The sequence below is a fragment of the Thermosporothrix sp. COM3 genome, from assembly GCF_059696735.1.
This window is the reverse complement of sequence record NZ_AP019376.1, coordinates 4,640,762-4,664,622: the sequence shown is the minus strand read 5'-3', so window position 1 is coordinate 4,664,622 and position 23,861 is coordinate 4,640,762. Positions and strand designations below refer to the sequence as shown.

Below are 23,861 nucleotides of genomic sequence, written 5' to 3'. Positions count from 1 at the left end.
AAATGTTATTGAAATATTTGGAGGAATACATGTCTGAAGAACATTATCATTTGTCTACCCCCTGGTGGAGTGCTCCTGTCATGTACTGGTTTGAACATGAACTGGTGGTGACGTTTCAATCGGATGTACCTCATACACATGGTACGGCTGTTGTGGCTGATTCTCTGAATATTGATGAATTAAACTCTTTTCTAATCAATCGCGGTTTTAAACTGGCCCCTCTGGGCTCTTCTCATTCTCACACTCATACTCATGACCATACGCAAATCAATGAACAACATACTGAACTCAAGCATGCGATGAAAAAGTGTCTCTTCTGTTCTCCTGCTTCAACCGGTACCACCGTTGTGGGTTTCTTCGCGGTAGAAGAGGTGGAGATGCACCATCAGTTGCAGGATGTTGAGGGGCCGGGATATGATACCTCTCCATCTCGTCGTGTGGTCAACATGTTGAATCAGAACCTGCAAGCATTGCGTGAGCATGCGCGTATTCCTATCGTGTCAGCGGCTCCAAACTGGTTGGGCGGTGCTACGCCTCAGGGGTGTATTTCTCATGGAAGCCCGGTTTATCCTCCGTTTCCGGTGCCCGTCGAGGATAGCTGTCCAGAACATCCAGGAAGCTGGTCGCTTTCTCTGCCTGAATTGAAGAATACCCCTCTTGAAACGAAGACGGGGAAAGGCGTAACGGTCTTTGTGCTGGATACCATGCCTGCGACAGCCGGAGACCCACAGGCGGCAATCCGCGAGGCGGCTCAACGTGCAGGTGATTCCAATATGCTCTTGCAGACGATCGCAGCACAGATGAACCGCGAGGAATCGCCCTCAATCAAATTCTACTATCAGCAGCTTTCCGAAGAGCTTGGCGAGGGGGCGGATGATCAGCTCGTCACCGGACGCGATATCTATGGGAAACTCTATGGCTTCCCGATGCCAGATCATGGCCTCTTTGTGACTGGCATCCTGCGCGATCTGGCGCCAGATGCTGATATCGAGTATGTGCGGGTACTGAACGATTTTGGCGTGAGTGATAGTTTAACGGTTATCAATGCGCTGGAAGCCATTCATGCACGCATGCAGCCAATTAATCCGCGCACGGGCCAGCCGGGTGATCTGCATAACAAGCCGGTCGTCATTAATCTGAGCCTGGTGCTGACGCCTTCAGATGAGGATCTCTTTAAGTACTGGCATGCTGCCGGTGCCTGCACGCCTCAGGAGCATGTGCAGATGATGTATGACATCAATCTCTTGCGGGCGCCGCTGCATCATGCAATTCAACGCCTGGTAGAGTCTGGCGCGGTCATTGTCGGGGCAGCAGGCAATGACTCCAATACGGATAGCACCCCGACCCGTATCGGCCCACGATATCCGGCCGCCTTTCCGGAAGTGATCGCGGTGGGTGCGGTTGATCGTCGTGAGCGGGCGGCACGCTACTCAAACTATCCACAGATTCCGCCAAAGGGCAATGGTATCGCGACTTATGGCGGTGGCTCGCCGACCCTGAACGAGATTGAGTATGGGATTGCGGATGCGATGATTGGCGTGTATACCGGGTCCAGATATCCCGCACTTGAAGCGAAGAACCCCCCAGAGCCTGCCTATGAGGGGAACAATCATTGTTGGGCATTCTGGTCGGGAACCTCGTTCGCCACCCCGATTGTCAGTGCGGTTGCCGCTCGCATTCTAGAACACATTCAACCGTTGCAGTTGCCTGCACGGCACGTTGCTGCCGAGGTACAATGGATCTTGACCGATCCTCACGGTCAGCATGAGGTATTCGGGACAACGTTAAGCACACAGCCAGAACTCGGGGTAACGCTGCTGCGTGCCACGCAGTGCCGCCCCGAGCGACCGCGCTTCGGACGCTAAACGCTGGAAGCAAACAAGAAAGAGGCAGGATAGTTCACGCTATCTTGCCTCTCTTTGTATCGAACATGCTGTTTTAGCTTCTACCACCTGTCAGTAATTTCAAGATGACGAGCAGAAGGGCGGCTCCCAGGAATGAGATGAAGATGGTTCCACAGAAGTGATAGGTCCCGCCTATATTCAGGGCACTGGCCAGGTATCCCCCGATTACCGCACCGATCAGGCCGACAACCGTATTACCCAGACAACCCAGACCTCGACCTCGGACGAGCAAGCTGGCAATATATCCAGAGATGAGACCAACCAGTAACCAGGCAATAATATCGCCTGGTTGGAGTAGTACGCCGATGTGAATGCCTTGAAATTGCATTGTGTGCTTTGCTCCTCTTTGTGCTATAGGGGCTTGTTTGTGTCCCGGTTTCCCGGGTGTTGTTATCTATGTTGTTGTTATCAATATACGCGGATTCAATGTCGGAGGTTATATTTTATTGCTTGCCTGGATGGCAGAGCTGAGAAACTGACCTTTTGTCCATTGTATGAGTGCAAGCGTGTGTGTTACTGTATACATATATTTGTTATCATACTGAGTCCAGGAGTATTACTTGTATGTCCTCTGTGTCCAGAGACCCTGAGACAGAGCACACCATAAAGGGTCGAGAGGCGCACACTACCCGCTCTTCACCTCTTTCAGTTCTGTCCTCTTTTATTCATTTGCCTCGTAATGTGTATCTTTTGCTTGTATTCACCCTGGGCAAAGGATTACAGCTTACGATCGCAACACTTACAATTAACTATTATGCATACAGTCTTGGGTATACGCAGGAATTCATCGGGATTTTTAGTGCGATGCCAGCGATCGGTGCTTTTCTGGGGGCTTTCCCTGCCGGCCTCCTGGCCGACCGTTTTGGGCGCAAGCCGATCCTGCTTGCCAGCGCTATTTTATCTCCGCTTTTTCTGGTCTGCATAGGTCTGGTAACGTCGGCTCCGTTGTTGCTTGCCTTCAGTCTGATTCAGGGTTTGGTGTCAACTGCATACTGGGTAACGAATCTCCCTCTGTTGACCGAGAGTACGACGGCAAACCAGCGCGTGGGTGTGATTGCTCTGAACAGTTTCCTGATGCTTGGCATTGGTTCACTGGGTAACCTTCTCGGAGGAGCAATTCCGGAGTTTGTTGCTGGCCTGTTGCATGTTCCCGCGAATAGTCCGGAGCCGCTACGTTGGGGTGTGATTGCTGCCTCACTCTTTACTTTCCTTTTTGGTTTGCCGCTCTGGCTCTTGAAGGAGTCGAAGCCGGTAGATGAGGCGCCAGCGGCTGAGACGGTGGTTGCGGTGCCGGAGCCAGGGGCTGCTGAGGCCGTGGTTGCGTCTACAGAACCGAAAGCATCTCAGGAGAAGCTGCCGGTCTGGCTCTTTGTTAAGCTGCTGATTCCTGATTTGCTCTTTACAATGGGTGAAGGGGCTGTGGTTGCCCTGATACAGATCTACTTTGTGATCCGGTTTCAGCTTTTGCCGGGCGAACTGGGCGTGATCTTCACTTTTTCGGGTCTGGCGGGTGGTATCTTCTCGTTGTTGGCTCCCTTGCTGACCAGGAGATGGGAGAAGATACGCATCGTGACGCTGGTGCAGTATATCAGCGCGCCCTTGATGGTATTGATCGGCTTTGCGCCTTCCCTGTTGGTAGCAATCGGGGGCGAATATGCCCGCTCGATTTTGCGTACGATTATTGAACCGGTATATGCAACTTTTGCGATGGAGCAGGTGTCGAATCGCCATCGTTCCAAGCTGGCTGGATTGTATTCAACAACATGGAGTATTGGTTTTAGCGTTGGGCCTTCAATTGCGGGCTGGCTACAGCAACACGTCAGTCTCTCCACATCCTTTGTGTATGGCGCGGGATGTCTTGTCCTGAGTGCGACGCTGTTGCTCCTGTTCTTCGGGCGAAAGCGGAGTGTTGTGTCATCCTCATAGCTCTTATCCCCTGAAGAGAAGCGTTCCTCCCTCTCTTCGGGGGCTATTGTTTTAGGTTGGGTTGATATGGTAAGGTAAGGTTGCTACTACTCTTAATAAATAAAGAAAAAGTCCTGATACCTGTAATAAGCGATAGTGAAACGCACTGAAAAAGGTATACTGCATAGTATGGCAATGCATATCTCTATTGGTCAATATAGACATGTCGTTTCAATGGTAAGGAGTATGGAAAGTTGAGCGTGCTTGACACCCGACGACCACCTGATATACCACCGGAAGATTGTAAGCCACCTCGATCAACACAGCCATTTTCTCAACCTGTCGTGGCAGCATATCCTGCCCCTCAGCGCTTTTCTTTTTCGTGGGCTCCTGCTGAAGGATGGCTTCCGTTAGTGCTGCTTGCAGTTGCGTTGTATAGTGTTGTGTATTCGGTCATTGCGGCAAACTGGGTCAAGCATGATACTTTGCTCTTTATTTGTCCGGCGGTTGGCCTGTTGGTTGGATTGGTAATCTCAAAAGTGCCGAAGGTGCCGCAATCGGTCCTGCACTTGTTGGCCTGCCTGTTCGGTCATACATTGGCCGTACTGGTAACGTGTATGCTGGCCTATCATATACCGATACAAACCTTGATAGAGACGACACATCAGGCGTTCATTGGTGGCTTTCAGGCAATGGAGGCTATTGAGCGTCTGTTCTTCTTCTACCTTGCTTTCCTGGCGTACTTCCTGGGCTACTTTGGTAGCTGGCTGATCTATCGGGCCCGTTTGCCCTGGCTGGTTGCGCTGGTCTATGCCTCGATCATCCTGGTAAATCTCAACTACGTCAAGACAGATTATAGCTATCTGGTTGTCATTCTGGCGGGAGCACTCGCGTTACTGATTGCTCGGGTTCAGCTAGCTGCGCAGATTTACAATTGGAGACAGGACGGCCTCTATACGGACCGTTCCTGGCTCCGTGCAATGACGCTGCGTCGGATGCAATTTGCCTCGGTAATAACGCTGCTTGCGGTTCTCGGGGCATGGTTCCTGCCCATTGTTGCTCAGCCTGCCCAGGGACGTGAGTTCTGGGCACGACTGGATGCGGCCTGGAATAATGTGGTTTCTGGACGTATCACGCCAGAGAATCTGGGGGATATCTTCAATGCGACTCCCGCGAACTTCTTTAGTGACCGGATGACCATTACTGGCTCTGTCAGCCTGCCGACTGGTGAGGTGCTTTCCTATACCACTACCGCTAATGCGCCACAATATCTGCAAGGCTTTACGTATAACGTTTTCGATGGTCGCACCTGGACGATTGAACCTGGAATGCTCTCTTCGGCCTACTTCCCGGCGGGGGCGACCCTACCCGACGATATTGTGCATGATAGCTCAACATCAACTATCGCAACGAATATCACCATGCTCAATCCGCCGCTTGGACCGAAGCACTATGTCTTTGCCCCTGCTCAACCTCATCGTTTCACGATCCCTACGATTGTGCGATCTGATGTGACCATGAGCGCATGGGAGAAAGAGGAACGCTTACAGAAGGATGAGCGTTACACAGTGGAGTCGATCCCGCCTGTCTCGGATTCCCGTCTCCTCTCAACGGTCCCTTTGCCTTCACAGAACTCATCCTTCTGGCAACAAGATCGCTACTATCAGGCGCTCCTCACTGGCTATGTCCAGCTTCCGCCCAATCTTTCGCCGGCGGTAGAGAGGCAGATGCAAGCGTGGACCGAGGGGGCGCACAATGCTTATGATGCTCTGAAGCAAATAGAGAAGCATCTAAGTGATAGAAACGAATTTACCTATTCTATAGAAAATACACCTATTCCATCTAATACCAATGTTGTTGATTGGTTGCTGCAAACGCGAGTCGGGTATTGTACCTACTATGCCAGCGCGATGATTGTGATGGCTCGCATGCTGCATATCCCGACGCGGATGGCAAATGGTTTTAGCCCCGGCCACTATGATTCACAGCGCAAGGCCTGGGTTGTGAATGGGAGCGATGCCCATAGCTGGGTACAGGCCTATTTCCCGCAGTATGGTTGGGTAAACTTTGATCCGACGCCGGGCTTCTCGGGTGATGGGTCGCAGTCGCTTGTGATTTCTCCACCGGAGTCAACGCAGCCGGCCGTTCCGACGCAGACAGCCACCGCAACCCAGGTCACGCAGAAAGAGGTGCCAACCAAACAACCGCAAGTAGAGAAGCCCAATTCGTCAGAGTCTCAAGATGAGAGGGACAATCCCGGAGTCTCCGTCCTGTTGACCGTGCTGATCCTGCTCACACTGGGTATTTCTCTGGTAGCGGGAGTGGTCGCGCTGTGCTCTCTCTGGTGGCGCAGGCTCTATGGGGGTAGCTCACCGATTGCTGGCGTCTATTGGCGGCTCTGCTGGTTAGCCAGTCGGGTCGGCTTTGCACCGAAGCCCTGGCAGACGCCGTATGAGTATAGTAGGGCGCTGGGGCAGCAGGTACCACAGAAATCGCCGTATCTCTGGCGTTTAACCGAGCTGTTTGTGCGTGAGCGCTGGGGTAAAGGAGCCGCTCGACCGGAAGAGGCCGAGCAGATACATTCAGCATTGCGAGATCTCCACTGGCAGCTTTTCAAGCGGAAGTGGCTGAGACGCACAAAGTAGAAAATGACAGAGGCATATCATTGATGTGCCTCTTTATTTGTGTATTATACGGGCGCTTGCCTATGTACGGATGTATTGATGTATGTTACGTTCGCTGACTCTTTTCGTCTCCCTATTAAGAGACGTCTGGAATTTTTGGGATGATGTGGAGAGGGGGAGTATGACCAAGCGTTCTGTACCGCTCATCGTCTGTCACTATGGATGGGGACGCCGCTTGAGCCTCTATCAAGACCACCTCGATTTACATGGAAAGCGCTATGCACTCACGGATTTACTTCAGGTACGGGCTCGCTACTTTCGCATTTTGGGTATCGCCTCGGCCCGACTTGAACTACGCTTTCGCTCGTCCATGGTCATAGTGCGTGGTATTGCTGCGGTTGAGGAAGCCCGCCGAATCGCTGAATATTTACATAGGTATGTGTCGACGTCACGCCGGAACGTCTATCGCTCTCGCCCGCGGCGAATGGTGACGACCGCAGATCAGCCGATCCGAAGCTTTTCCCGAATGCGCAAAGCGGCAACCACCGAAGAGCGAGGGCCTGTTCAGGTGTCCCACTGGTTGCATCGATATCAAGAGTTGCGTGAGCGGAGGAAACAGCGTTTACAGTCAGAACGATCGCTTCGCGAGTATGGCTTTGATGTTGAACAGTTGAGGTTACGCTTGCAGCAAGAGACCTTGCCACGTGTTCCCGTCCCGGTACGCCTTCTGCCCGGGGAGTATGCCCATTATAGCGCTGATGTGACGCTTTGTGATGAGATCCCCCCGGACGTACAGATACAGCGGTATCCTGCACGGGATCATGGCAAGCTGATCCTGACCAGCGAGCGCTTGATTTATTTTGGACGCAAATGTCAGATTGTGCTTGGTTATGGACGCCTGGTTGAGGTAACGGAGCTTCAGGGGGCCATCGCGTTTACGGCGGAACACTGGTCAAAGCGTGAGCTGTTTGCGGTGAAGCGCCCGCTAGAATTTCTGATGTATCTGGAAACGATTGTACAGCGTTTCCAGCAAGTGCAGCATATCAATCAGCGGCTCTCGCCGTGGCGTGGCACCTCCGTTCGTCAGGTGTTCTCTTTTTCATCTGGAGAAGAGCGTCAGCCTAGAACGGATGCGCTTTCTGGTGATCTGCTCTCAACGGATGAACATGAGGTCGCTGGACGCCGGGTGAGACGACTCAGTTCGCTACCGGACAAATTCTGAGGGTGAGCTATGATAGATACAGTAATGGCATTGTGGAATCAGGAAAAGCAGCGAGGAGGGTTGAAAGAACGCTTCTTTTACGCCGTGCTTGGTGGATGTCTGTGTGTTGGGCCGATGATATGCTATACCTTCTGGCAGATGTTCTTTCCGCTCAGAAGCGTCGAGCCGATACAGGTCATTACCATGACGCAACAGAAGAGCAAGCTGCAAATTGTGCCCCGTAACGAAAGCGAGATGCGGCGCTCACTGACGCTGCTTCCTGTGCAGCCGCGCGCGGTGGCGACGACGCCTGCGGAGGTGGTCGTTCCCCCGCCTGCTCAGGTGGTGTTCCCGGTCGCGACTCCTGAGCCAATCGCGACACTACCGGTTGAGCAGGAGCGGCCGCCCATCGCGCTCCCGACGCCGACGCCGGGACCTTCACACGTCACTCCTGAGCGAAAACCACCTGCCCCCGATCCCGGGAAGAAGAAAAAAGAGCCCGAACCGGGACCGATCATTCGTGTACCAGATATTCCTTCTGTGCCGGACCCCCTTTTTATTGCTGATCCAACGGTACCACCGATTCCAACGATAGTGGTACCAGAGCGCTAGGAGCCAGAGGACAGGATATCTGTTCTCGCGAGGTGTAGAAGAGAGAGTGAGTTTGCTCTCTCTTCTTCTTCTTTTTAGTCAGCGTTCAAGCGCAAGACCGTATGGAGCGAGGCGCGGATGATGGTGCTGACAGTCAGCAAGAGGACAAGCAGGCTGATCCTGAGTAGAGCCAGCAGAGGAAGCCAGATCTCAGGGGGAATGATGACTGAGATTGCCGCACCACTGTTGAGCATGCTGAAGAACTCCTTCGTTGTGCTGATGTTGGTGAAAGAGGCGTAATTGATTGCTGCCGGGAGCAGATAGGGCAGGGTGGTAAATGCCAGAAAGAGACCAACCACGAGGCCAAGCAGCAACCCTATGCTATATGGCGCTATCGTGAGCAGGGTATCTATTCCGAGACGCAGATGCGAGCTAAAGAGCCATTGTACAAGCGATCTGACCGCGAGCAGCGCAAGGAGCGGCCCAAGCAGTAGCGCCAGGATCGCGGGGCCACAGACCTGAAGCAGGAGCGTGCCGGAAAGCTGAAGCCGGGTTGCACCACGGCTGTGCAGCAGCGCGAGCGCCTCGTCCTGTTGCTCGAGTAACAGTTCAGTCATGATCGCCACAAAGAAGAGGATCAGCGCTGTTATCTGAACCGCGAGGACAAAAAGTGGGAGTTGCACTACTTGAAGTTGATCGCGGTAGATTGAGAGGGTGCCGGGCTTGCCTGCTGTGCCAAAGGCTGCCGAGCGTAGCTCACGTTGCTGAAGGAAAGGAGGCTTCTCGGTCAGGCTGCTGTCGCTGCTTTTCAGTTGTTCCCCGGTTATGTGATAGCGCGTCAAAAGTTCGTTGAGCTGTTCTGTATTCTCAAGGCGCTGGAGCACAACCGGATAACGCCAGTAGAGATGAATCGGCTCTGGAAGCGTCATTGTTCCTGATCGCGTCAGCGTATCGATCGCGTTAGCCAGCGCTGTATTCTCGGTCAATGCGGTCAGGGAGGTATCTGGCTGATAGGCGAACGTGGTATTTTGCCAATAGGGATCGCTTGCCGCAGGAAGAAAGATTCCGACGACGCGCAAGGTCAGTGTCGCTGGAGTGCCGACATGTGTGCCCGGCACTAGCAGCAGATAGCGCAAGGTCAGTGTCGCTCCAGGCCTGAGTTGAAGCTGAGTGGCAACAGACGGATGAAGCACGACTTCGAGTGCGTCCGCTGAGATGCGGGGAAGCCGACCCTCAAGAATCGTCAGGTGCGGCCTGGCCTGCTCTCCGGAGGCTCCTATCAGGCTCATGGTATACGGGTGCGACGTTGATGGTGCAAGTACTCTGGTACTGCTCGTTTCAAGTGAGAGCGTCGGGGGCACCGTAAGCCAATCCGTTAGATTGCGTTGAAGGGGTTGGGTCAGCTGTTGCTGGATCTGGGCCATCCGGGCCGCTGAGAGTGTTCCTGCTGTGGCATGCAGGGTAATGGTGGCCTCGGGCAACCCCAGCCGAAAAATAGTCTGTGTCAAGAGGGGGATCGCACAGATAACGAACGAGGCCGCGATCATTCCCAATCCTGTGATTGCCAGCAGTGGTCCTGTTTTCCGCAAACGCCACCCTGTGAGGACAAAAATTGCCGCCCATGTTGAAGCAAGAGGCCATTTAGATCTTTTCATTTATAAAATTCCTTATATGCGACAAAGAATGCTATTTATTACTGGTAATAAAAAGGGTGAACAATGTGAAAGAATACCGAAAGGCAACTACAAGTCTACCTTGATGATAGATATATGTCAATTTCTTGTGCAAGAGCAGTATTCTTTCCAGAAATTCAGCGAGGGAAGGTATCTCGGAGAGCCTTAGAAGAAGCAGCATGCTTTTCATGAAAAGGAGGATAGAGCTGCTTAAATTTTGTATACTATGTTATATATGTCGACCTTGCAGCGATGTATAAGTGTATCGTTGTTCGCCGAAAAAGTGCATCGTGCTGGAACATCTTCTTCTGCGGAGACGTAATAAAGAAAAATGATTACTCCGTAGCTAGGTTAAGGCTCTTATGAAGGCGAATGACGGAAATGTATGGAGAGGGGAGAAGCGTGTATTATCATATGCCGCTGAAATACATACTTGACAAAGGAAGTGAGTCGATGAGCCAGCTAGAAGAAAAGCCCTTCACGAAGTTGTCGTTGGAAATCAAAACCGAGATAGATCGTGAAGAGTGGAATGGCTTCTTACAGGAACATCCACAGGGTCACCTGCTTCAGTCATATGAGTGGGGAGAGCTGTTGCGTTATCTGGGCGCGAAAGTATATCGTCTGGCTGCTATTCAGGACGGGTGCATGATCGGTGCTATGATGCTCTCTCTTTCTGATGTGCCGCTTCCCGGCTTGCGCCTGAAATGGCTGTATTGTTGTCGTGGGCCTGCCGTTGATGCGCCTGATTCACCTGCTTTAAAAGCGTTGATTGAAGAGGCCCATGCCATTGCGCGTCGAGAGCGAGCCCTTATTTTGCGTCTTGAGCCTAACATTACCGAAGATGATCCTCAGTATGAGCGCTGGCTTGATGCTTTTCGCTCTCTGGGTTTTAAGATCAATCCGATTGCTGTGCATGGGCGGAGTAGCTGGCATCTCGATATCCGGCCTGCACTCCCGATACTTCGTTCGGCGTTCCGTAAGACATGGAGACATAATATTCAAAAGGCCGAGCGTATGGGCGCGGTCGTACGCGTGGCACAGAGCGAAGAGGACTTCGAGACGTATTATCGACTGCTGCAACTGACGAGCAAACGTGATGACTTCTTTATTCATGATAAAGACTATCATCGAGAGATCCTGCGTCAGTTCTCTGAGAACGGCAATGCTGCTCTGTTGATCGCTGAATATCAGGGGGAACCGGTTGCCGCAAAACTGTTGATTCGGTATGGTCACTGTTGCTGGGATATGTTTGCCGGCATGACAGATGATCGAACCGACCTGCCGAAATCGCATATTCTGCAATACCATGCGATTCTGTGGGCAAAGGAGCAGGGCTGCACCCTCTTTGATTTCCGTACCATTCCTGACAATCCACGCGAAGGGTCAGAGATGTGGGGAGTCTATCACTTCAAGAAGGGCTTTGGCGGCTTCCCTGCTCACTATCTCTGGACGCAAGATTACATCTATCGTCCTGTACTATATCGGCTCTGGCGGGAGGCAGTGGCCTTGCGCCGCACGCTTCGCCGACGCAAACATACACACTAGCACCAGAAGAAGAGAGGCTGCAAAGCCTCTCTTTCTTTCTGTTATGCTTGCTCATGTAGCAGGCGGGGCAGGCCAAGCGCCAGCGCCATCTGTAACATACAGATTCCCAGAATGTAGCACAGCATTGTGATTGAGAAGGCAGTGGTATAATGCTGTTCTCCGAGCAGGCTGAAAAAGATAACCCCGATCACCGCAATACCCAGAGCAGGCCCAACCTGTTGCGCCGTGCTGATCGAGCCTGAGGCGGCCCCGGCGGCATCATCGCCCGCGACAGTCAGAATAAAGCCCGGCAGAGGCGTGGCAACCAGCGCATTGCCGAAGCCCAGTATAGCAAGTGGAAGCATAGTGAGAAGCGTTGGTTTTGTCGTCATACTGACCACCACAAAGGTCACGACCGTTCCCAGGGCTGCTATAAGGATGCCCAGATGCAGGATACGAGTGCCGAGTTTCGGCGTCAGGCGGCTGGTTGCCAGGGAACCAACAGTATAGGCGATCGCCATAGGCGTAAAGGCCAGCCCCGCTTCAAAGGGGCTGAAGTGATGCCCGCTCTGAAGATAGAGGGCCAGAATAAAGAAAAAGGCGCTGCCGAGAGCTGTTTCCAGTAACAGGATCAGGATGCTCCGTGTAAAGACGGTGTTGCGGAACAGGGAGAGATCCAGCAGCGGGGATCCAAGCATCCGGGTGCGCCGTTGCTCATAGCGCAGAAAGAGCCAGCCTACAGGCAGACAGGCCACCAGACAGAGCAAGGTCCACCACGGCCAGCCCATTTCACGCCCCTCGACAAGCGGAAACGCAAGCAGGAAAAGGGTTCCTGTTGCCAGCAGGACGCCCGGCCCATCCACGCGGGTTGCTGTGGTTGAGCGCGACTCACGCAGCAGAAAAGGAGCCGCGAGCGCTGCAAGAAGCCCGACAGGCACATTGACGAAGAAGATGGGTCGCCAACCCAGACCCCCGATATTTGCACCAAGCAGCAGGCCCCCGAGTAATTGCCCTCCGATCGCGGCGGCTCCCAGAACTGCTCCGATAATTCCGAGCGCTATTCCCTGTTCTTTCTCGGGAAAGGTGACCTTCAGCAACGAGAATACCTGCGGAAACATCAGCGCGGCAGTGATTCCTTCCAGAATACGCGCGATAATCAGGACAAGCGTATCAGGGGCGATCCCACAGAGAAATGAGGTGAGCGTAAAGCCCCAGACCCCGTAAAGAAAGAGGCGCTTTCGTCCGTAGATATCGCCGAGGCGCCCGCCTGTCACGACGAGCACCCCATAGGCCAGAACGTAGCCCGCGATGACCCATTGCAGGCCCGCTGCATCCATATGCAACTCGCGTTGTAGCGCGGGCTCGGCCACAAAGACAATGAAGTCGTCGAGCGTTGTCATAAAGGCGGCCAATACGAGCACAACCAGCGCAAGCCAGCGTGTCCGGGCTGCCATCTGCTGAGGAACTTCTACTGTTGTCATGCGTGCAATCCTTTTTGCTCGGAGCCGGTAATCAGACTGATGATCTCGTTCTGGTTTGTTTCCTGGATGAGCCGCTCCCCTACCTTGCGCCCCTGACGCAGCACGATGACGCGATCGGCGACCTCGAAGACATCCTGCATATTATGGCTGATCAGCAGGATGGGGGTGCCGCGTTCGCGTAGCGTTCTGATCAGTTGGAGCACTTTCCGCTGTTCCGGGACGCCCAGAGCTGCCGTTGGCTCGTCCATGATGAGTAGACGGGCGTTCCAGTAGATGGTGCGAGCAATCGCGATTGCCTGCCGCTGGCCTCCGGATAGCTCACGTATGGGGCGGGTCAGATCCGGGATCTGGATATCAAGCTGTTCAAGCAAGGTGTGGGCCTCGCTCTGCATCAGCTTGCGGTCGAGCTCTTTGAACAGGCCCAGGCGACGTTTCAAGGGCTCGCGTCCCAGAAAGAGATTTGAACTGGCATCCAGATTTTCACAGAGCGCCAGATCCTGATAAATGGTCTCAATACCCGCCTTACGGGCGTCCATCGGCGTTGAGAAATGAACCGGTGTCGAATCAATGCTGATAGTACCCTGATCGGGCCGATAGACGCCGGAGATCATTTTGATGAGGGTTGATTTGCCTGCCCCGTTGTCTCCAAGCAGGCCGACAACCTCACCAGGATAGATAGTCAAGCTTACCTGATTGACGGCGATCAGGCCCCCGAAATGCTTTGAGAGGCCATCGAGTTGCAATACAGGCTCTTTCTCGGGCATGGATAACCTCCTCAGGCTCTGATGCGCATGCGGTCAACAAAGACGGCAATGATGATGACAACGCCCACTGCGATAAACTGCCAGAATGGGTCGATTCCCAGGATGATCAGGCCATTTTGAATCACACTGATAATCAGCGTACCGATGAGCGTGCCGATAATGGTTCCCTCGCCACCGAACAAGGAAGCGCCACCGATTGCCACCGCCGCGATGGAGTCAATCAGCAGGGGATCACCAGCCTCAGCGGCACCACTGGAAAAGCGGAACACATAGAGAACGCCAGCCGTCGCGGCCAGACAGGAGGAGAGAATATACACGAGCACGGTGTGGCGGGCGACCGGGATGCCTGCACGTCGAGCGGCCTCTTTGTTGCCGCCAATCGCATAGGTATGTTGACCGAAGCGGGTGCGGGTAAGCAACCAGTGGCAGAAGAGCACCAGGAGCAGGCTGAGGATCAATGGCATCGTAAAGAGGCCAACCACGTTGCTCATCTGCACGGCAGTCAAGCCCTGTGGTGGCTGAAAGAAGGTGATTGCTCCAGTGGGCTGAATATAGAGCAGGTTATTATTGCCGATGCGCCCGATATCCTGCAAGGGAATGCTGATCGGCAGGCCATTCTCGATGATAAAGCCGGCTCCTCGTGCAATGCCATACATACCAAGCGTGACGATAAAGGGAGGCACAGAGAGACGTGTGATCAGGACGCCGTTCAGCAGGCCGGGCAGGACGCCTACCGCCAGGCCAACCAGGAAGGCGATCACCACAACCAGCGGCAGGGGCAGCCGTGGAGCGAGGGCAATGATAATCTGTGCCACAATCACGGAAGCCATGCCAGTCGTATAGCCTACGGAGATATCCAGGCCGCCCAGAATAATCACAAAGGTCTGGCCGAGTGCCATGAGCAGCATGAAGGACATATCGGCAAAAATATTCTGGATATTCGTAATGCTGAGGAAGCCGTTGCCGCTGATAGAAAAGAACAGGAAGAGAACACACAGAAATATCCATGACCATGCTTTGCTGAGGTCTTTCCAGGATAGCTCCCGGCGGTTACGCGTTTTAACGCTGACCATACTTGCTCCTTTGTTTGACAGAAGAGAGACGTGATCGTACTGATCTCGCCTCTCTTACTGTATGTGTTCTGATGGTCGTAATTGGGTTAGTAGATCGCGTTCTGGGATTCGGGGGTATCAACGTTGGTCTTATCGATAACCACGAAGTCGGTCTGCACGTTTTTCTGAAGCGAGCTGTCGCCGTTCAAGGCCTTGATCGCGTACTGCACACCGATTTTGCCCATTTCGCGGGGCTTCTGGCCGATGATAAAGTCGATGATCCCATTGCGGAGATCGGTCACGCCCTGCTGTGACGAGTCGAAGTGGATAATCTTAATGGCATTGCTCTTGTTGGCATTTTTCACCGCGGCGGCTGCGCCTTCAGAACTGAAGGCTGTGGTGCCGAAGATACCAGCGATATCAGGGTGTGCCTGGAGCACTGCCGAGGTTTGCTGTGTTGCTTTATCCATGCTGCCCTCGTCATAGCTGGTGGAGACGATGGTGACCGCGCCATTCGTGGCTGCAATGGCCTCCTTAAAGCCCTTCTCGCGCTGGTCGGTTGAGCTTGTGCCGGGCTTATTACTCTGGATGTACACCTTGCCTTTGCCCCCGATCGCTTTGATCATCACCTCACCGGCAATCTTGCCGCCTTTGGTGTTGTCGGAGCCAATATAGGTGATAGGAAACTTGACCGAGCCATTGGCGTAGTCGCCATCGCCCAGAACGGTATCAACGGTAATGACGGTGATGCCAGCATCGTGCGCCTTCTGGAGCGGCGCTACCAGCGCCTGATTGTCACAGGGAGAAATAATAATGGCGTTTACCTTCCTGGCAATCAGGGCCTCAACAATTTTGGTCTGCTCGACCGGGTCCCACTGTTTGGGGGCCTGATAGGTCAGATCCATGCCTTGCGCCTTTGCTTCTTCCTCCGCCCCTTTTTTAATCATCTCATAGAACGGGACGCCCGCCATACCGCCTACGACCGCCAGAGCGTACTTTTTTGAGGAAGACGTATTTTGATTGTTGTTATTGTTTGAGGCGTTGGTTGAGTTGTTGGCGGAGCAGGCAACCAGGGCCGCACCACCAGCAACAGTAGCGATGCTGACAAGAAATGTGCGCCTGTTTAGCGCGTTCGAAAGGTCCAGGGGTTTGTTTGTTTTGCTCATGAATAAACTCCTTTAATGCACAGAAAATAGAGAAAGAGTGAATGTGTTTATGCAACACAAGAGAAATGTCTTATTTGCCAACGACGGTGCGCAACTGGTTCACCACCTGCTCTAGCTGGTCAGCGGCGTCGGTTGCTGAGGTCGCTCCCATCACGAGCTGATCGGCGACCTGGGTTGAAACCTTGACAGCCGAGGTCAGCTTTTTGTTGTTTTCCGTCTGAAGCCGGATGGCCTTTTCCGCGTAGCGAGTTGCGTTCATAAGCTGCTGCAAAGCTTTGCGGGTTGTAACACCGTCCAGGTTTTCCCAGTGCTGTTCTAGTCTGGTGCCGACCTCGCTTGCCTGCTTGATAGCGGTGTTGGCAGCGTCGGTATAGTATTGAAGTGATTGCAGACCGACGTTACAGGAATCAATCACCCAGGACTGCTGGGTCGCGGCCTTCTGCTCTTTTTCCGCTAGCTGCTTCAGAGATTCGCTGCTCTTACGCAAATTGTTGACCGATGCCAGGATCGGGAACGTGACGCGTTGGGCCAGCAGAACACCGATGATTGTGGCTGAAATGGTGAGTATACAGGCGATAATGATGGTGCTGAGAAGCTGTTCATCAGCGACCGCGGTAGCGGTTTTCAGCGGCGTTACCACGACATAGGTCCAGGGGACGGTATATGTTGTCTGGCGCGCGGCCTGATGGACCTCCTTCTGTCCGGGAGGCGTAAATTGTAACGTGACAGGTGGGTTGACCTGCTTATAGAGCTGTTCAAGCTCGGGAATGTCAAGCACGTCAACAGCATTCTCTGCCCCTTTACCGTAAAGATCACCAGCGCCGATCAGACTGCGTGTTTTCTCCGAGAGCGGCATCACGGCTTGAAAAAGATGCTGCGAGTGCACACCACTGAATGGGTCCGGGTTGGGGCTACTATGGGCAATAATGACGCCGTTCTGATCAAGAATAAAGGCATAGCTGCCGCTTCCATTCGTTCCCTGCTCTTTATTCACCAGATCCCAGATATAGTGAATGTCGAACGTGGTGCGTAAGATACCAACCTGCACATAATCTGTGGTTGTAATAGGCGTATAGATATCAATATAGGCTTCCTTTGTGATCGGGCTATAAAACACGCCAGAGACAAGGGTCTTCTTGGCTGATGGTGGCGGCTGATTGGCGCCGCTACTCTGTTGCTGTCCATCTGGCTGCATCTGCTTTAAATCTGCCGGGAGAATGTAATACTGCCCATGTGGCAGGGGCGAGGCTGGATAAGAGAGTTTGGGCATTCCTTGCAGGTCAAGCAGTGTCCAGTTCTCATAGTAGCTGCCGCGTCCATGACCGGTTTCAAGGCTGTCCAGTGCGCGTTGTTTGGTCGTTTCACTTGCGCTGCCATTCTTTTGTAGCTCTTCCATAAAGGTATGGAGAGGAGCCAGGCGGCTGAGCGCTTCGGCGGCGAGGATGCGTTCGGCAAAGAAGTTGTCAATTAGCTCTGTATGGATTTTCGCGTCGGTCTCTATTTCGCGATTCGCCTGGGCGATTGCGGTCGGACGCGTGACAAGCGTAATGATACCGATACTGAAGAGTAGCGGTGTGATGGCGACAATCACCAGAAGCAAGGCAACTTTAAGCGAAAGCGAGAGCGAGCGTCGGGTGTGTGTCCGATGGACTGGCTGTAACATGAGGCTCCCTTCTACGGATGTGCTATCGCTGAATGAGCCCGAGGGTTTCCAGTTGTCCGAGCATCTGGTGAACTTCCTCGGGTGAGCGCCGGACCAGGACGGCTAGCTCAGAGATGGTTCGTTGAGCGTCAAGTAACAGGAAGAGACGGCGATGCGTACGAGAAAGGCCGTATTGTTCAATAATCTGAAGGGCTTCTGCTGGATGTTTAATTCTGCGAATACCAGACCACGTCGGAGAGCCCTGTACAGAGGGGGTGGCAGGTGGTAGAGCCCGCTGCCTGCTGGTTTGACGAGGAGGAAGGGGGCCACTCATACGAAAAAGGGTGGGGCTTGTCTCGGGTGGGATGCCGGGAGAAAAGGAGAAGAAGCAATTTTTCCAGGTGCTGAGCCACCGGAGTGCTTCCGCTGTTCCCAGATTGCCCAGTGTAGCCCGGGTAATCTGCCCGTTGACAAAAGTAATGACCCCTACTTCTTTTTTCATTGTATCTTCTCGTTTCACAATAAGTACCCCGGATTTCCGTCCTAACTGTAGCGTATCTATCACGCTCCCCAGATCATCGGTCTGGGTTTCATTTGGTTCAAACATTCGTCTAGTGCTCCCATCCAGCGTATAACTCTAGTGATGCTTGTAGTACGCCTGAGAAGCTGCCGGGTGGCCTTTCCTTCGTATTCTACCTCTATATCTGTCGTCAAGGTGACCGGTTGAATGTATCTCCCATTTGCATAGCGCTACTTCTGCACGTGAACACAGGTGCTCGTTCCCATGAAGAAGAACTCCGGGGGTGAGACACCCCGTAGAGAAGACGGGCGTATACAGAGAAATGACAGGTAGAACAGGTAGATTGAAATTCCGGAGCAATATAGTAAAAAATAAGGTGATCTTGCCAGCGAAAGTAGAAAAATAAATTGAGTTAAAATATATTGCCCGGGTATTACTATCTATTCATGTATACACCCGAAAAAAAGTATTATCTTTATTTACCTTCCCGGGCAATATTATAACAAATAAAGGCAGGCAAGTCCATATAAGTACTTCTTATTTGTAGGTAGGAAAGTGGCATAGAAGCTATGGAAGATGCTAGAAGAACGATATATACTATCCTTGGTTTTGAATTTAAAAACGGGAGAAATTTCTGAAAATTATAGATAGGGGGCGGGATAGCTACAGAGGTAAAAAGGCTGTGGAAGGGAATCCACAGCCCGTATTTCTTCTGTAATATGACAGCGTTATTGATTTATTTCCGGCTCTTTGCAGATAACTGCCTGTGCTTCTTCTGTCTCTACATTCTCCCGATCGATGATGACAAAACCGGTTGAAATACGTTCGGGAATAGTACTTTCTTCTCCTTTCACTGCTTTTACCGCGCATTTTACCGCGAGTTGGCCCATATCAAATGGGCGCTGCGCGATCACAACATCTGCGACTCCGGCACGAAGCTCATCAATGCCCTGTTCTGAAGCATCGAAGCGCACAACTCTGATGTCCTGCGCCCGGTTTGTGGCTCTAAGAGCACGGGCAACACCTTTCGAGCTATAATCTCCAGTGCTCATAATGGCCGCAAGGTCCGGGTGGCGTTGGAGCATGGCTGTGGCCTGCTCACACGCGACATCAATCGAGCCGCCATCATACTCGATGCCGAGCAGTTCGATATCGCTTGTGCGCAGGATCTCAATGCAGCCCTCCTCGCGCTGATCAGTTGCGCTGACGCCCGGGTGCAGGCTCTGGATATAGACCTTTGGTTTGGTCTGACCATTGAGCAGACGCAGCAACAGCTCGCCGGCGAGCCTACCCCCGGCGGTATTGTCGGAGCCAATAAATGTCAGGGGAAAACCATTGGTAGAGGTGCCATCGCCGATGTGGGCATCAACGGTTAGCACCTTGATTCCGGCTTCGTGGGCCCGGCGCAAGGGTTCAACCAGTGCCTGACTATCGCAGGGAGTGACAATCAGCGCGTCAACGTGACGCTCAATAAACGAATCGATCAGTGGGATCTGTAAGGATGCATCCCAGTCGGCGGGTGCATCAACAAGCAGTGCGACGTTCTGACGGGCGGCTTCGGTCTCAGCCCCTTTCTGGATCGTGAGAAAAAAGGGTGTGCGCAGACCAAGTAGCAGCCCGATTGTACAGGTGTCCATCGGGTTTCCCTTTCATAAAAAAAAGCTAGATTGTATCGGGAAAAGGGGGTAAAAATGCGTTAATGCATTCTTACAAGGACGGGGGAAGGTATAGGTTCTTCGCAATTTTACCTGAAGAAGCGTGAGAAAACAAGGGAAACAGGACAAAAAAAAGAGACCAACCGGCGATTGACCTCTTGACGGGCGGAGGAGGTGGGATTCGAACCCACGAGGGCTATTCACCCTACACGATTTCCAGTCGTGCTCACTAGACCACTATGAGACTCCTCCACGCAAGCGGAGAGGGCGGGATTCGAACCCGCGAGGGCTGTTCACCCTACCGCTTTTCGAGAGCGGCACATTCGACCACTCTGACACCTCTCCGCCGTGAAGTATAGCATAACTTCCTCATTCTGACAAGCACTAATTTTCGTTTAATTCACCCTGCTCGTACAACCAGCGGGCGAATTGAATATGGCTGTCTTCCTCCATGCGCTGGCGCACTTCTGGATTGCTATAGAAACCCTCTTTCATATCGATGAGGCGAATAGCTTCACCCCAGGAAAAACCGCTGTCCAGCAATGCTTTTAACTGTGTATGCTCTTTGTACAGTGCCAGTTGTGTGGTCTCTGTCTGGTCTGTCTCACTGGTGTGCAGCGTTTGTTCTGGCTGCTCCGAATCTCCTGGCTGATAGGGTAGATTGTGCATTCCTGTTTCTCTCCTTAGGATCTTGAAAGATAATAGCGTTTCAGTGCATATGGAAGGGATTGGTTATCTACTTATATCGACCTCTTTGCCAAAATGTATAGTTCTCTTTTCTTCGGGACTTCTGTATGTAGAAGAAGGGACCAGAGTCAATAGGTATTGCCTGTAATTCCAAACTACACTGTAGGTACGTCAAGGAGCGAGACGAAAAGAGGAGGGCGGTGAGTTGTATTTTGCAGGTGAAAGGAGCGTAGAGTAATTAGTATGAGGGTCGGGGTGAAAACTTCTGTTGATGATATCTGGACACAATATATGAATACTCGCCGTCCAGAACTGCGCGAAGAGCTGATTGCACATTATGCTCCCCTTGCTCGTTTTGTTGTTGGTCGTCTGGGTATTCCTCCTTCCAGCCTACTCGATACTGAAGACCTCATTGGCTATGGTATGATTGGCCTGATAAACGCAATTGACCGCTATGATCCATCACGAGGAGTGCGCTTTGAATCCTTTGCGACACCCCGGATTCGAGGCGCGGTCATTGATCAGATCAGACAGTTGAACTGGTTACCACGTTCTGCTGTTTCGCGCATGCGGCAGGTCGAGGACACGCTAGCAACGCTGGAACAACGTTTGCAGCGTCCGGCGACTGAGACGGAAGCCGCGGAGGCAATGGGCGTTTCCATCGATCAGTATCGACAGATGTTGCTGGATATGAGCGCAACCGTGCTCTCGCTTGATGCCCCCCTGGGATCAATGGCACAGGAAGACGATGCGACCTCCCTGAGCGATTTGCTGGAAGATGAGCAGACGACAGGGCCCGCGGAGCAAGTTGAGCAGCATGAGCTTGTTACAGTGCTGGCAGAGGCGATCGAGCGCTTGCCGGAACGGGAACAGCTATTGCTCTCTCTGTACTACAAAGAGGAGCTGACTATGAAGGAAATCAGCCGGATCATGAACGTTTCCGAGTCTCGTATCTGCCAGCTTCGGATGCAGGCCATCATGCATTTGCGGGCCTCTATGCAGACCTATCAGACCGGAGAAGCGAAGGCTCGTAAAACACCCAGAAAAAAGGCGGAGGCCGGTCAGCGCCGTGGCCGTGGTCGTCCACGACGGAAAAGCACGACCGAAGAAAAATCCACTGATTGAACTGACCGGATTCTTTTTCAGTGACCTATGTCTAACAAAAATTCACGCGCTGCCGATTGTAATGTGTAGGATGTTGAGGGCCTGTCGGAGGCTCTCATTCGGGAGGTCAAGAGATGAAAAGCAATGCGGCGCGTAAACCTCTGTTTTTTGAACAAGCGCAGCATAGGGAGAGAAATAAAGTGCAAGGCCAGACATTTCAACCGGGAAATCAGATGAACTACGAGCCAGTACCACATTCTCGCTGGTACTATGATCTACCAACTGTTGAGAGCTTAATTGCCTGGGAGCAAGATCGAGCCATTTTGGTCGACAAATTACGTGCCCAAATCGAAGCAGGTACGTATACTGTAGAGAGTACGGTTGTTGCCAATTGTATACTTAAAAATGAAACCTGTTTCAGGTAGGTTGGTGTACGTTTTCGGAAGAGAGAATGTATTCTATCTTCCTTGTACAGAGGGAGAGACTGACCGCGGATTGTCTGATAGTCATAGGGGATCAAAAATGCACTATCAGACGTCATAATAGGTGTGGTCTGTAACTCTTGATGGTATGCCAGGTTTTTTGTCTACTGGTGCGGTTACGCTGAAAGATGCTCCTTTAGGCGTTTGTCGCAGCGCAGGGACGCTTGAAATGTGCTTCAAAATGATGAAGGTGAAGGGAGCTTTGCATGCTTGTATTGCGACGTAAAGTTGGCGAAAGCATTGTGCTGGCTGGAGTAATTAACATTTCTGTATTGGCTGTTGAAGGCGAGCGGGTAAAGATCGGCATTAGCGCACCCCCAGATGTCTCGATTGTGCGCGAAGAGTTGCTCCGCTCTGTTCCAGAGACGTCTTCGGTACAGAACACGTCTCCGGTACAGCATCGGTGAGCAATCGTGGATATGCCATGTATTGCCTGTGTGAATACATAGCATCTACAGATAGTGCAGGGTAAAACCCGAGGGCGGCATATACTGCCGCCCTTTTTTCTGCTTACTCAGTTGGTGCTTCAACCTGATGACCATTTGCCTCCACTTTGACGTTTCCTTTTCCTGCCATTTCGGCAATAAAGGACTCGGTCATTTCGCGAGCCACGTCATCGGAGTGTTGAACGGGAGGCGATTTCATCAGGTACGCGCTCGGTCCCTCAAGCGTGCCGCTTATTCCGTTATCGAGGGCCAGTTTCGCCATGCGCACGGCATCGATCACCACACCTGCGGAGTTCGGCGAATCCCAGACCTCAAGCTTGAGCTCAACATTGAGCGGAACATCCCCAAAGGTTCGGCCTTCAAGGCGGATATAGGCCCATTTGCGGTCACTGAGCCACTCCACATAGTCTGAAGGGCCGATGTGCACGTTCTCTTCGCCCAGTTCATAATCAAGCTGGCTGGTCACCGCGTTGGTTTTGCTGATCTTCTTGGACTCAAGGCGGTCGCGTTCCAGCATGTTGTAGAAGTCGGTGTTGCCGCCGACGTTGAGCTGCATGGTGCGTTCCAGCTTGACGCCGCGCTCACGGAAGAGTCGGGCCAGCTTGCGGTGAACGATGGTTGCGCCTACCTGGCTCTTGATATCATCTCCAATCATCGGGAGGCCGGCTTCTTTGAAGCGGTTCTGCCAGTATTGTTCGCGAGCAATAAAAACGGGGACACAGTTGACGAAGGCGACCTTTGCCTGTAGCAGTTGTTCAACATACCACTTGGTGGCATTCTCGGAGCCGACAGGCAAATAGTTGATGACGACATCGGTTCCGGTATCTTTGAGGATTTGCACGATGTTGTCGGTCGGGCCTGGGGCTTTGGTAATGATTTGTGAAAGATATTTACCCAGACCATCGTGTGTCATTCCTCGATAAACGCGGGCGTTCAGGTAGGGGACATCAGCAAACTTGTAGGTATTGTTGGGGGCGCTGAAAATAGCCTCGCTCAGATCCTTGCCGACTTTGTTCTGATCGATATCAAAGGCAGCGGTGAACTCAATATCCCGAATATGATACCCTCCCAGGTTGACATGCATCAGTCCCGGGATGAAATCGTCCTCGCTGGCGTTCTGGTAGTATTGCACTCCCTGCACCAGTGAACTGGCACAGTTGCCAACGCCGATAATTGCAACACGAACTTTTTTCTTCGACACTTCTCTTTTTTCTCCTTTTCTCCGTGCTTCTTCTGGCTGCGCATTGTCGCTTTCAGGGGGAAAAGACTCACTCGCAGAATGCAGCCCGGCACGGACTCTACAACATCTTAACCTTTTTGCCGGGGTAAAATATTCCACCTGCATGCTTTCTGTTCTGGTTTCATCCCGCTATATCGCCTGGTGATGAGCGGCTTGCGTATACTACTCCCTGGTTGAAGCTTTGTTTGAAGCAGGATACG

General features: G+C 52.5%; 20 protein-coding genes and 2 tRNA genes. 9 read left to right on the top strand and 13 right to left on the bottom strand.

The features are described 5' to 3' along the window. Positions 1-29: 29 nt before the first annotated feature. Positions 30-1,865: a S8 family peptidase gene (locus KTH_RS19770; RefSeq protein ID WP_170142351.1), complete on the top strand. Its 1,836-nt coding sequence runs from the start codon at positions 30-32 to the stop codon at positions 1,863-1,865. Positions 1,866-1,938: 73 nt separating this feature from the next. On the opposite strand, the gene KTH_RS19765 is transcribed toward KTH_RS19770, so the two are convergent. Then, positions 1,939-2,232, bottom strand: coding sequence for a GlsB/YeaQ/YmgE family stress response membrane protein (locus KTH_RS19765; RefSeq protein WP_111319282.1), 294 nt, complete (start codon positions 2,230-2,232; stop codon positions 1,939-1,941). 236 nt (positions 2,233-2,468) lie between these two features. Here KTH_RS19765 and KTH_RS19760 point away from each other — a divergent pair, with 236 nt between their 5' ends. From KTH_RS19760 to KTH_RS19745, 4 genes are all read left to right on the top strand, one after another. Beyond that, positions 2,469-3,830 carry an MFS transporter gene (locus tag KTH_RS19760; RefSeq protein ID WP_497620639.1) on the top strand — a complete coding sequence of 454 codons (1,362 nt, stop codon included), beginning with the start codon at positions 2,469-2,471 and terminating at the stop codon, positions 3,828-3,830. Between the two features lie 239 nt (positions 3,831-4,069). Next, complete coding sequence (locus KTH_RS19755) at positions 4,070-6,454, top strand: transglutaminase TgpA family protein (protein ID WP_497623266.1); 2,385 nt, start codon at positions 4,070-4,072, stop codon at positions 6,452-6,454. Between the two features lie 160 nt (positions 6,455-6,614). After that, on the top strand, positions 6,615-7,655 hold the full coding sequence (locus KTH_RS19750) for a hypothetical protein (RefSeq protein WP_497620638.1): 1,041 nt from the start codon (positions 6,615-6,617) through the stop codon (positions 7,653-7,655). 9 nt (positions 7,656-7,664) lie between these two features. Then, positions 7,665-8,246, top strand: coding sequence for a hypothetical protein (locus KTH_RS19745; protein ID WP_137686115.1), 582 nt, complete (start codon positions 7,665-7,667; stop codon positions 8,244-8,246). Between the two features lie 74 nt (positions 8,247-8,320). Here KTH_RS19745 and KTH_RS19740 read toward each other — a convergent pair whose 3' ends face one another. After that, positions 8,321-9,880: an FtsX-like permease family protein gene (locus tag KTH_RS19740; RefSeq protein ID WP_497620636.1), complete on the bottom strand. Its 1,560-nt coding sequence runs from the start codon at positions 9,878-9,880 to the stop codon at positions 8,321-8,323. A gap of 471 nt (positions 9,881-10,351) precedes the next feature. On the opposite strand from KTH_RS19740, the gene KTH_RS19735 reads away from it, so the two are divergent. Beyond that, positions 10,352-11,443 carry a lipid II:glycine glycyltransferase FemX gene (locus tag KTH_RS19735; RefSeq protein WP_497620634.1) on the top strand — a complete coding sequence of 364 codons (1,092 nt, stop codon included), beginning with the start codon at positions 10,352-10,354 and terminating at the stop codon, positions 11,441-11,443. Between the two features lie 41 nt (positions 11,444-11,484). Here KTH_RS19735 and KTH_RS19730 read toward each other — a convergent pair whose 3' ends face one another. The 10 genes from KTH_RS19730 to KTH_RS19685 all read right to left on the bottom strand — a co-directional run bounded on the left by KTH_RS19730 (position 11,485) and on the right by KTH_RS19685 (position 20,371). Next, positions 11,485-12,903 carry an MFS transporter gene (locus tag KTH_RS19730; RefSeq protein ID WP_497620632.1) on the bottom strand — a complete coding sequence of 473 codons (1,419 nt, stop codon included), beginning with the start codon at positions 12,901-12,903 and terminating at the stop codon, positions 11,485-11,487. Continuing rightward, positions 12,900-13,667 (bottom strand): ATP-binding cassette domain-containing protein, encoded by a 768-nt coding sequence (locus tag KTH_RS19725; protein ID WP_497620630.1) that lies wholly within the window; start codon positions 13,665-13,667, stop codon positions 12,900-12,902. Before KTH_RS19725 ends, KTH_RS19730 begins: the two co-directional genes overlap by 4 nt. A gap of 11 nt (positions 13,668-13,678) precedes the next feature. Further along, on the bottom strand, positions 13,679-14,740 hold the full coding sequence (locus KTH_RS19720) for an ABC transporter permease (RefSeq protein WP_497620628.1): 1,062 nt from the start codon (positions 14,738-14,740) through the stop codon (positions 13,679-13,681). 86 nt (positions 14,741-14,826) lie between these two features. Further along, complete coding sequence (locus KTH_RS19715) at positions 14,827-15,885, bottom strand: ABC transporter substrate-binding protein (RefSeq protein WP_111319258.1); 1,059 nt, start codon at positions 15,883-15,885, stop codon at positions 14,827-14,829. 70 nt (positions 15,886-15,955) lie between these two features. After that, positions 15,956-17,548 (bottom strand): cache domain-containing protein, encoded by a 1,593-nt coding sequence (locus KTH_RS19710; RefSeq protein ID WP_111319256.1) that lies wholly within the window; start codon positions 17,546-17,548, stop codon positions 15,956-15,958. A 22-nt stretch (positions 17,549-17,570) separates the two neighbouring features. Beyond that, positions 17,571-18,134, bottom strand: coding sequence for a DUF4388 domain-containing protein (locus KTH_RS19705; RefSeq protein ID WP_111319254.1), 564 nt, complete (start codon positions 18,132-18,134; stop codon positions 17,571-17,573). A 641-nt stretch (positions 18,135-18,775) separates the two neighbouring features. Next, positions 18,776-19,684, bottom strand: a complete 909-nt coding sequence (locus tag KTH_RS19700) for an ABC transporter substrate-binding protein (RefSeq protein ID WP_111319252.1) — start codon at positions 19,682-19,684, stop codon at positions 18,776-18,778. Positions 19,685-19,868: 184 nt separating this feature from the next. Beyond that, positions 19,869-19,954 (bottom strand) — tRNA-Ser (locus KTH_RS19695). A gap of 7 nt (positions 19,955-19,961) precedes the next feature. Continuing rightward, positions 19,962-20,047 (bottom strand) — tRNA-Ser (locus KTH_RS19690). 39 nt (positions 20,048-20,086) lie between these two features. Next, complete coding sequence (locus KTH_RS19685; protein ID WP_111319250.1) at positions 20,087-20,371, bottom strand: hypothetical protein; 285 nt, start codon at positions 20,369-20,371, stop codon at positions 20,087-20,089. A gap of 273 nt (positions 20,372-20,644) precedes the next feature. Between KTH_RS19685 and KTH_RS19680 the strand changes: the two genes are divergently transcribed. The 3 genes from KTH_RS19680 to KTH_RS19670 all read left to right on the top strand — a co-directional run bounded on the left by KTH_RS19680 (position 20,645) and on the right by KTH_RS19670 (position 22,382). Further along, the gene (locus tag KTH_RS19680) at positions 20,645-21,514 is read left to right on the top strand and encodes a sigma-70 family RNA polymerase sigma factor (protein WP_497620624.1); all 870 of its coding nucleotides are present in this window, start codon (positions 20,645-20,647) and stop codon (positions 21,512-21,514) included. 113 nt (positions 21,515-21,627) lie between these two features. Continuing rightward, on the top strand, positions 21,628-21,918 hold the full coding sequence (locus tag KTH_RS19675; RefSeq protein ID WP_111319246.1) for a flagellar biosynthesis anti-sigma factor FlgM: 291 nt from the start codon (positions 21,628-21,630) through the stop codon (positions 21,916-21,918). A gap of 263 nt (positions 21,919-22,181) precedes the next feature. Next, on the top strand, positions 22,182-22,382 hold the full coding sequence (locus tag KTH_RS19670; RefSeq protein ID WP_111319244.1) for a carbon storage regulator: 201 nt from the start codon (positions 22,182-22,184) through the stop codon (positions 22,380-22,382). Between the two features lie 103 nt (positions 22,383-22,485). Here KTH_RS19670 and KTH_RS19665 read toward each other — a convergent pair whose 3' ends face one another. Beyond that, positions 22,486-23,622 (bottom strand): inositol-3-phosphate synthase, encoded by a 1,137-nt coding sequence (locus KTH_RS19665; RefSeq protein WP_246046321.1) that lies wholly within the window; start codon positions 23,620-23,622, stop codon positions 22,486-22,488. Between the last annotated feature and the right edge of the window lie 239 nt (positions 23,623-23,861).

Coding starts and splice junctions, on each gene's coding strand:
- KTH_RS19705 (WP_111319254.1), bottom strand. CDS start 18,134: ATGTTTGAACCAAATGAAACCCAGACCGATGATCTGGGGAGCGTGATA.
- KTH_RS19745 (WP_137686115.1), top strand. CDS start 7,665: ATGATAGATACAGTAATGGCATTGTGGAATCAGGAAAAGCAGCGAGGA.
- KTH_RS19750 (WP_497620638.1), top strand. CDS start 6,615: ATGACCAAGCGTTCTGTACCGCTCATCGTCTGTCACTATGGATGGGGA.
- KTH_RS19730 (WP_497620632.1), bottom strand. CDS start 12,903: ATGACAACAGTAGAAGTTCCTCAGCAGATGGCAGCCCGGACACGCTGG.
- KTH_RS19740 (WP_497620636.1), bottom strand. CDS start 9,880: ATGAAAAGATCTAAATGGCCTCTTGCTTCAACATGGGCGGCAATTTTT.
- KTH_RS19770 (WP_170142351.1), top strand. CDS start 30: ATGTCTGAAGAACATTATCATTTGTCTACCCCCTGGTGGAGTGCTCCT.
- KTH_RS19760 (WP_497620639.1), top strand. CDS start 2,469: ATGTCCTCTGTGTCCAGAGACCCTGAGACAGAGCACACCATAAAGGGT.
- KTH_RS19715 (WP_111319258.1), bottom strand. CDS start 15,885: ATGAGCAAAACAAACAAACCCCTGGACCTTTCGAACGCGCTAAACAGG.
- KTH_RS19765 (WP_111319282.1), bottom strand. CDS start 2,232: ATGCAATTTCAAGGCATTCACATCGGCGTACTACTCCAACCAGGCGAT.
- KTH_RS19735 (WP_497620634.1), top strand. CDS start 10,352: ATGAGCCAGCTAGAAGAAAAGCCCTTCACGAAGTTGTCGTTGGAAATC.
- KTH_RS19670 (WP_111319244.1), top strand. CDS start 22,182: ATGCTTGTATTGCGACGTAAAGTTGGCGAAAGCATTGTGCTGGCTGGA.
- KTH_RS19725 (WP_497620630.1), bottom strand. CDS start 13,667: ATGCCCGAGAAAGAGCCTGTATTGCAACTCGATGGCCTCTCAAAGCAT.
- KTH_RS19685 (WP_111319250.1), bottom strand. CDS start 20,371: ATGCACAATCTACCCTATCAGCCAGGAGATTCGGAGCAGCCAGAACAA.
- KTH_RS19700 (WP_111319252.1), bottom strand. CDS start 19,684: ATGGACACCTGTACAATCGGGCTGCTACTTGGTCTGCGCACACCCTTT.
- KTH_RS19720 (WP_497620628.1), bottom strand. CDS start 14,740: ATGGTCAGCGTTAAAACGCGTAACCGCCGGGAGCTATCCTGGAAAGAC.
- KTH_RS19710 (WP_111319256.1), bottom strand. CDS start 17,548: ATGTTACAGCCAGTCCATCGGACACACACCCGACGCTCGCTCTCGCTT.
- KTH_RS19675 (WP_111319246.1), top strand. CDS start 21,628: ATGAAAAGCAATGCGGCGCGTAAACCTCTGTTTTTTGAACAAGCGCAG.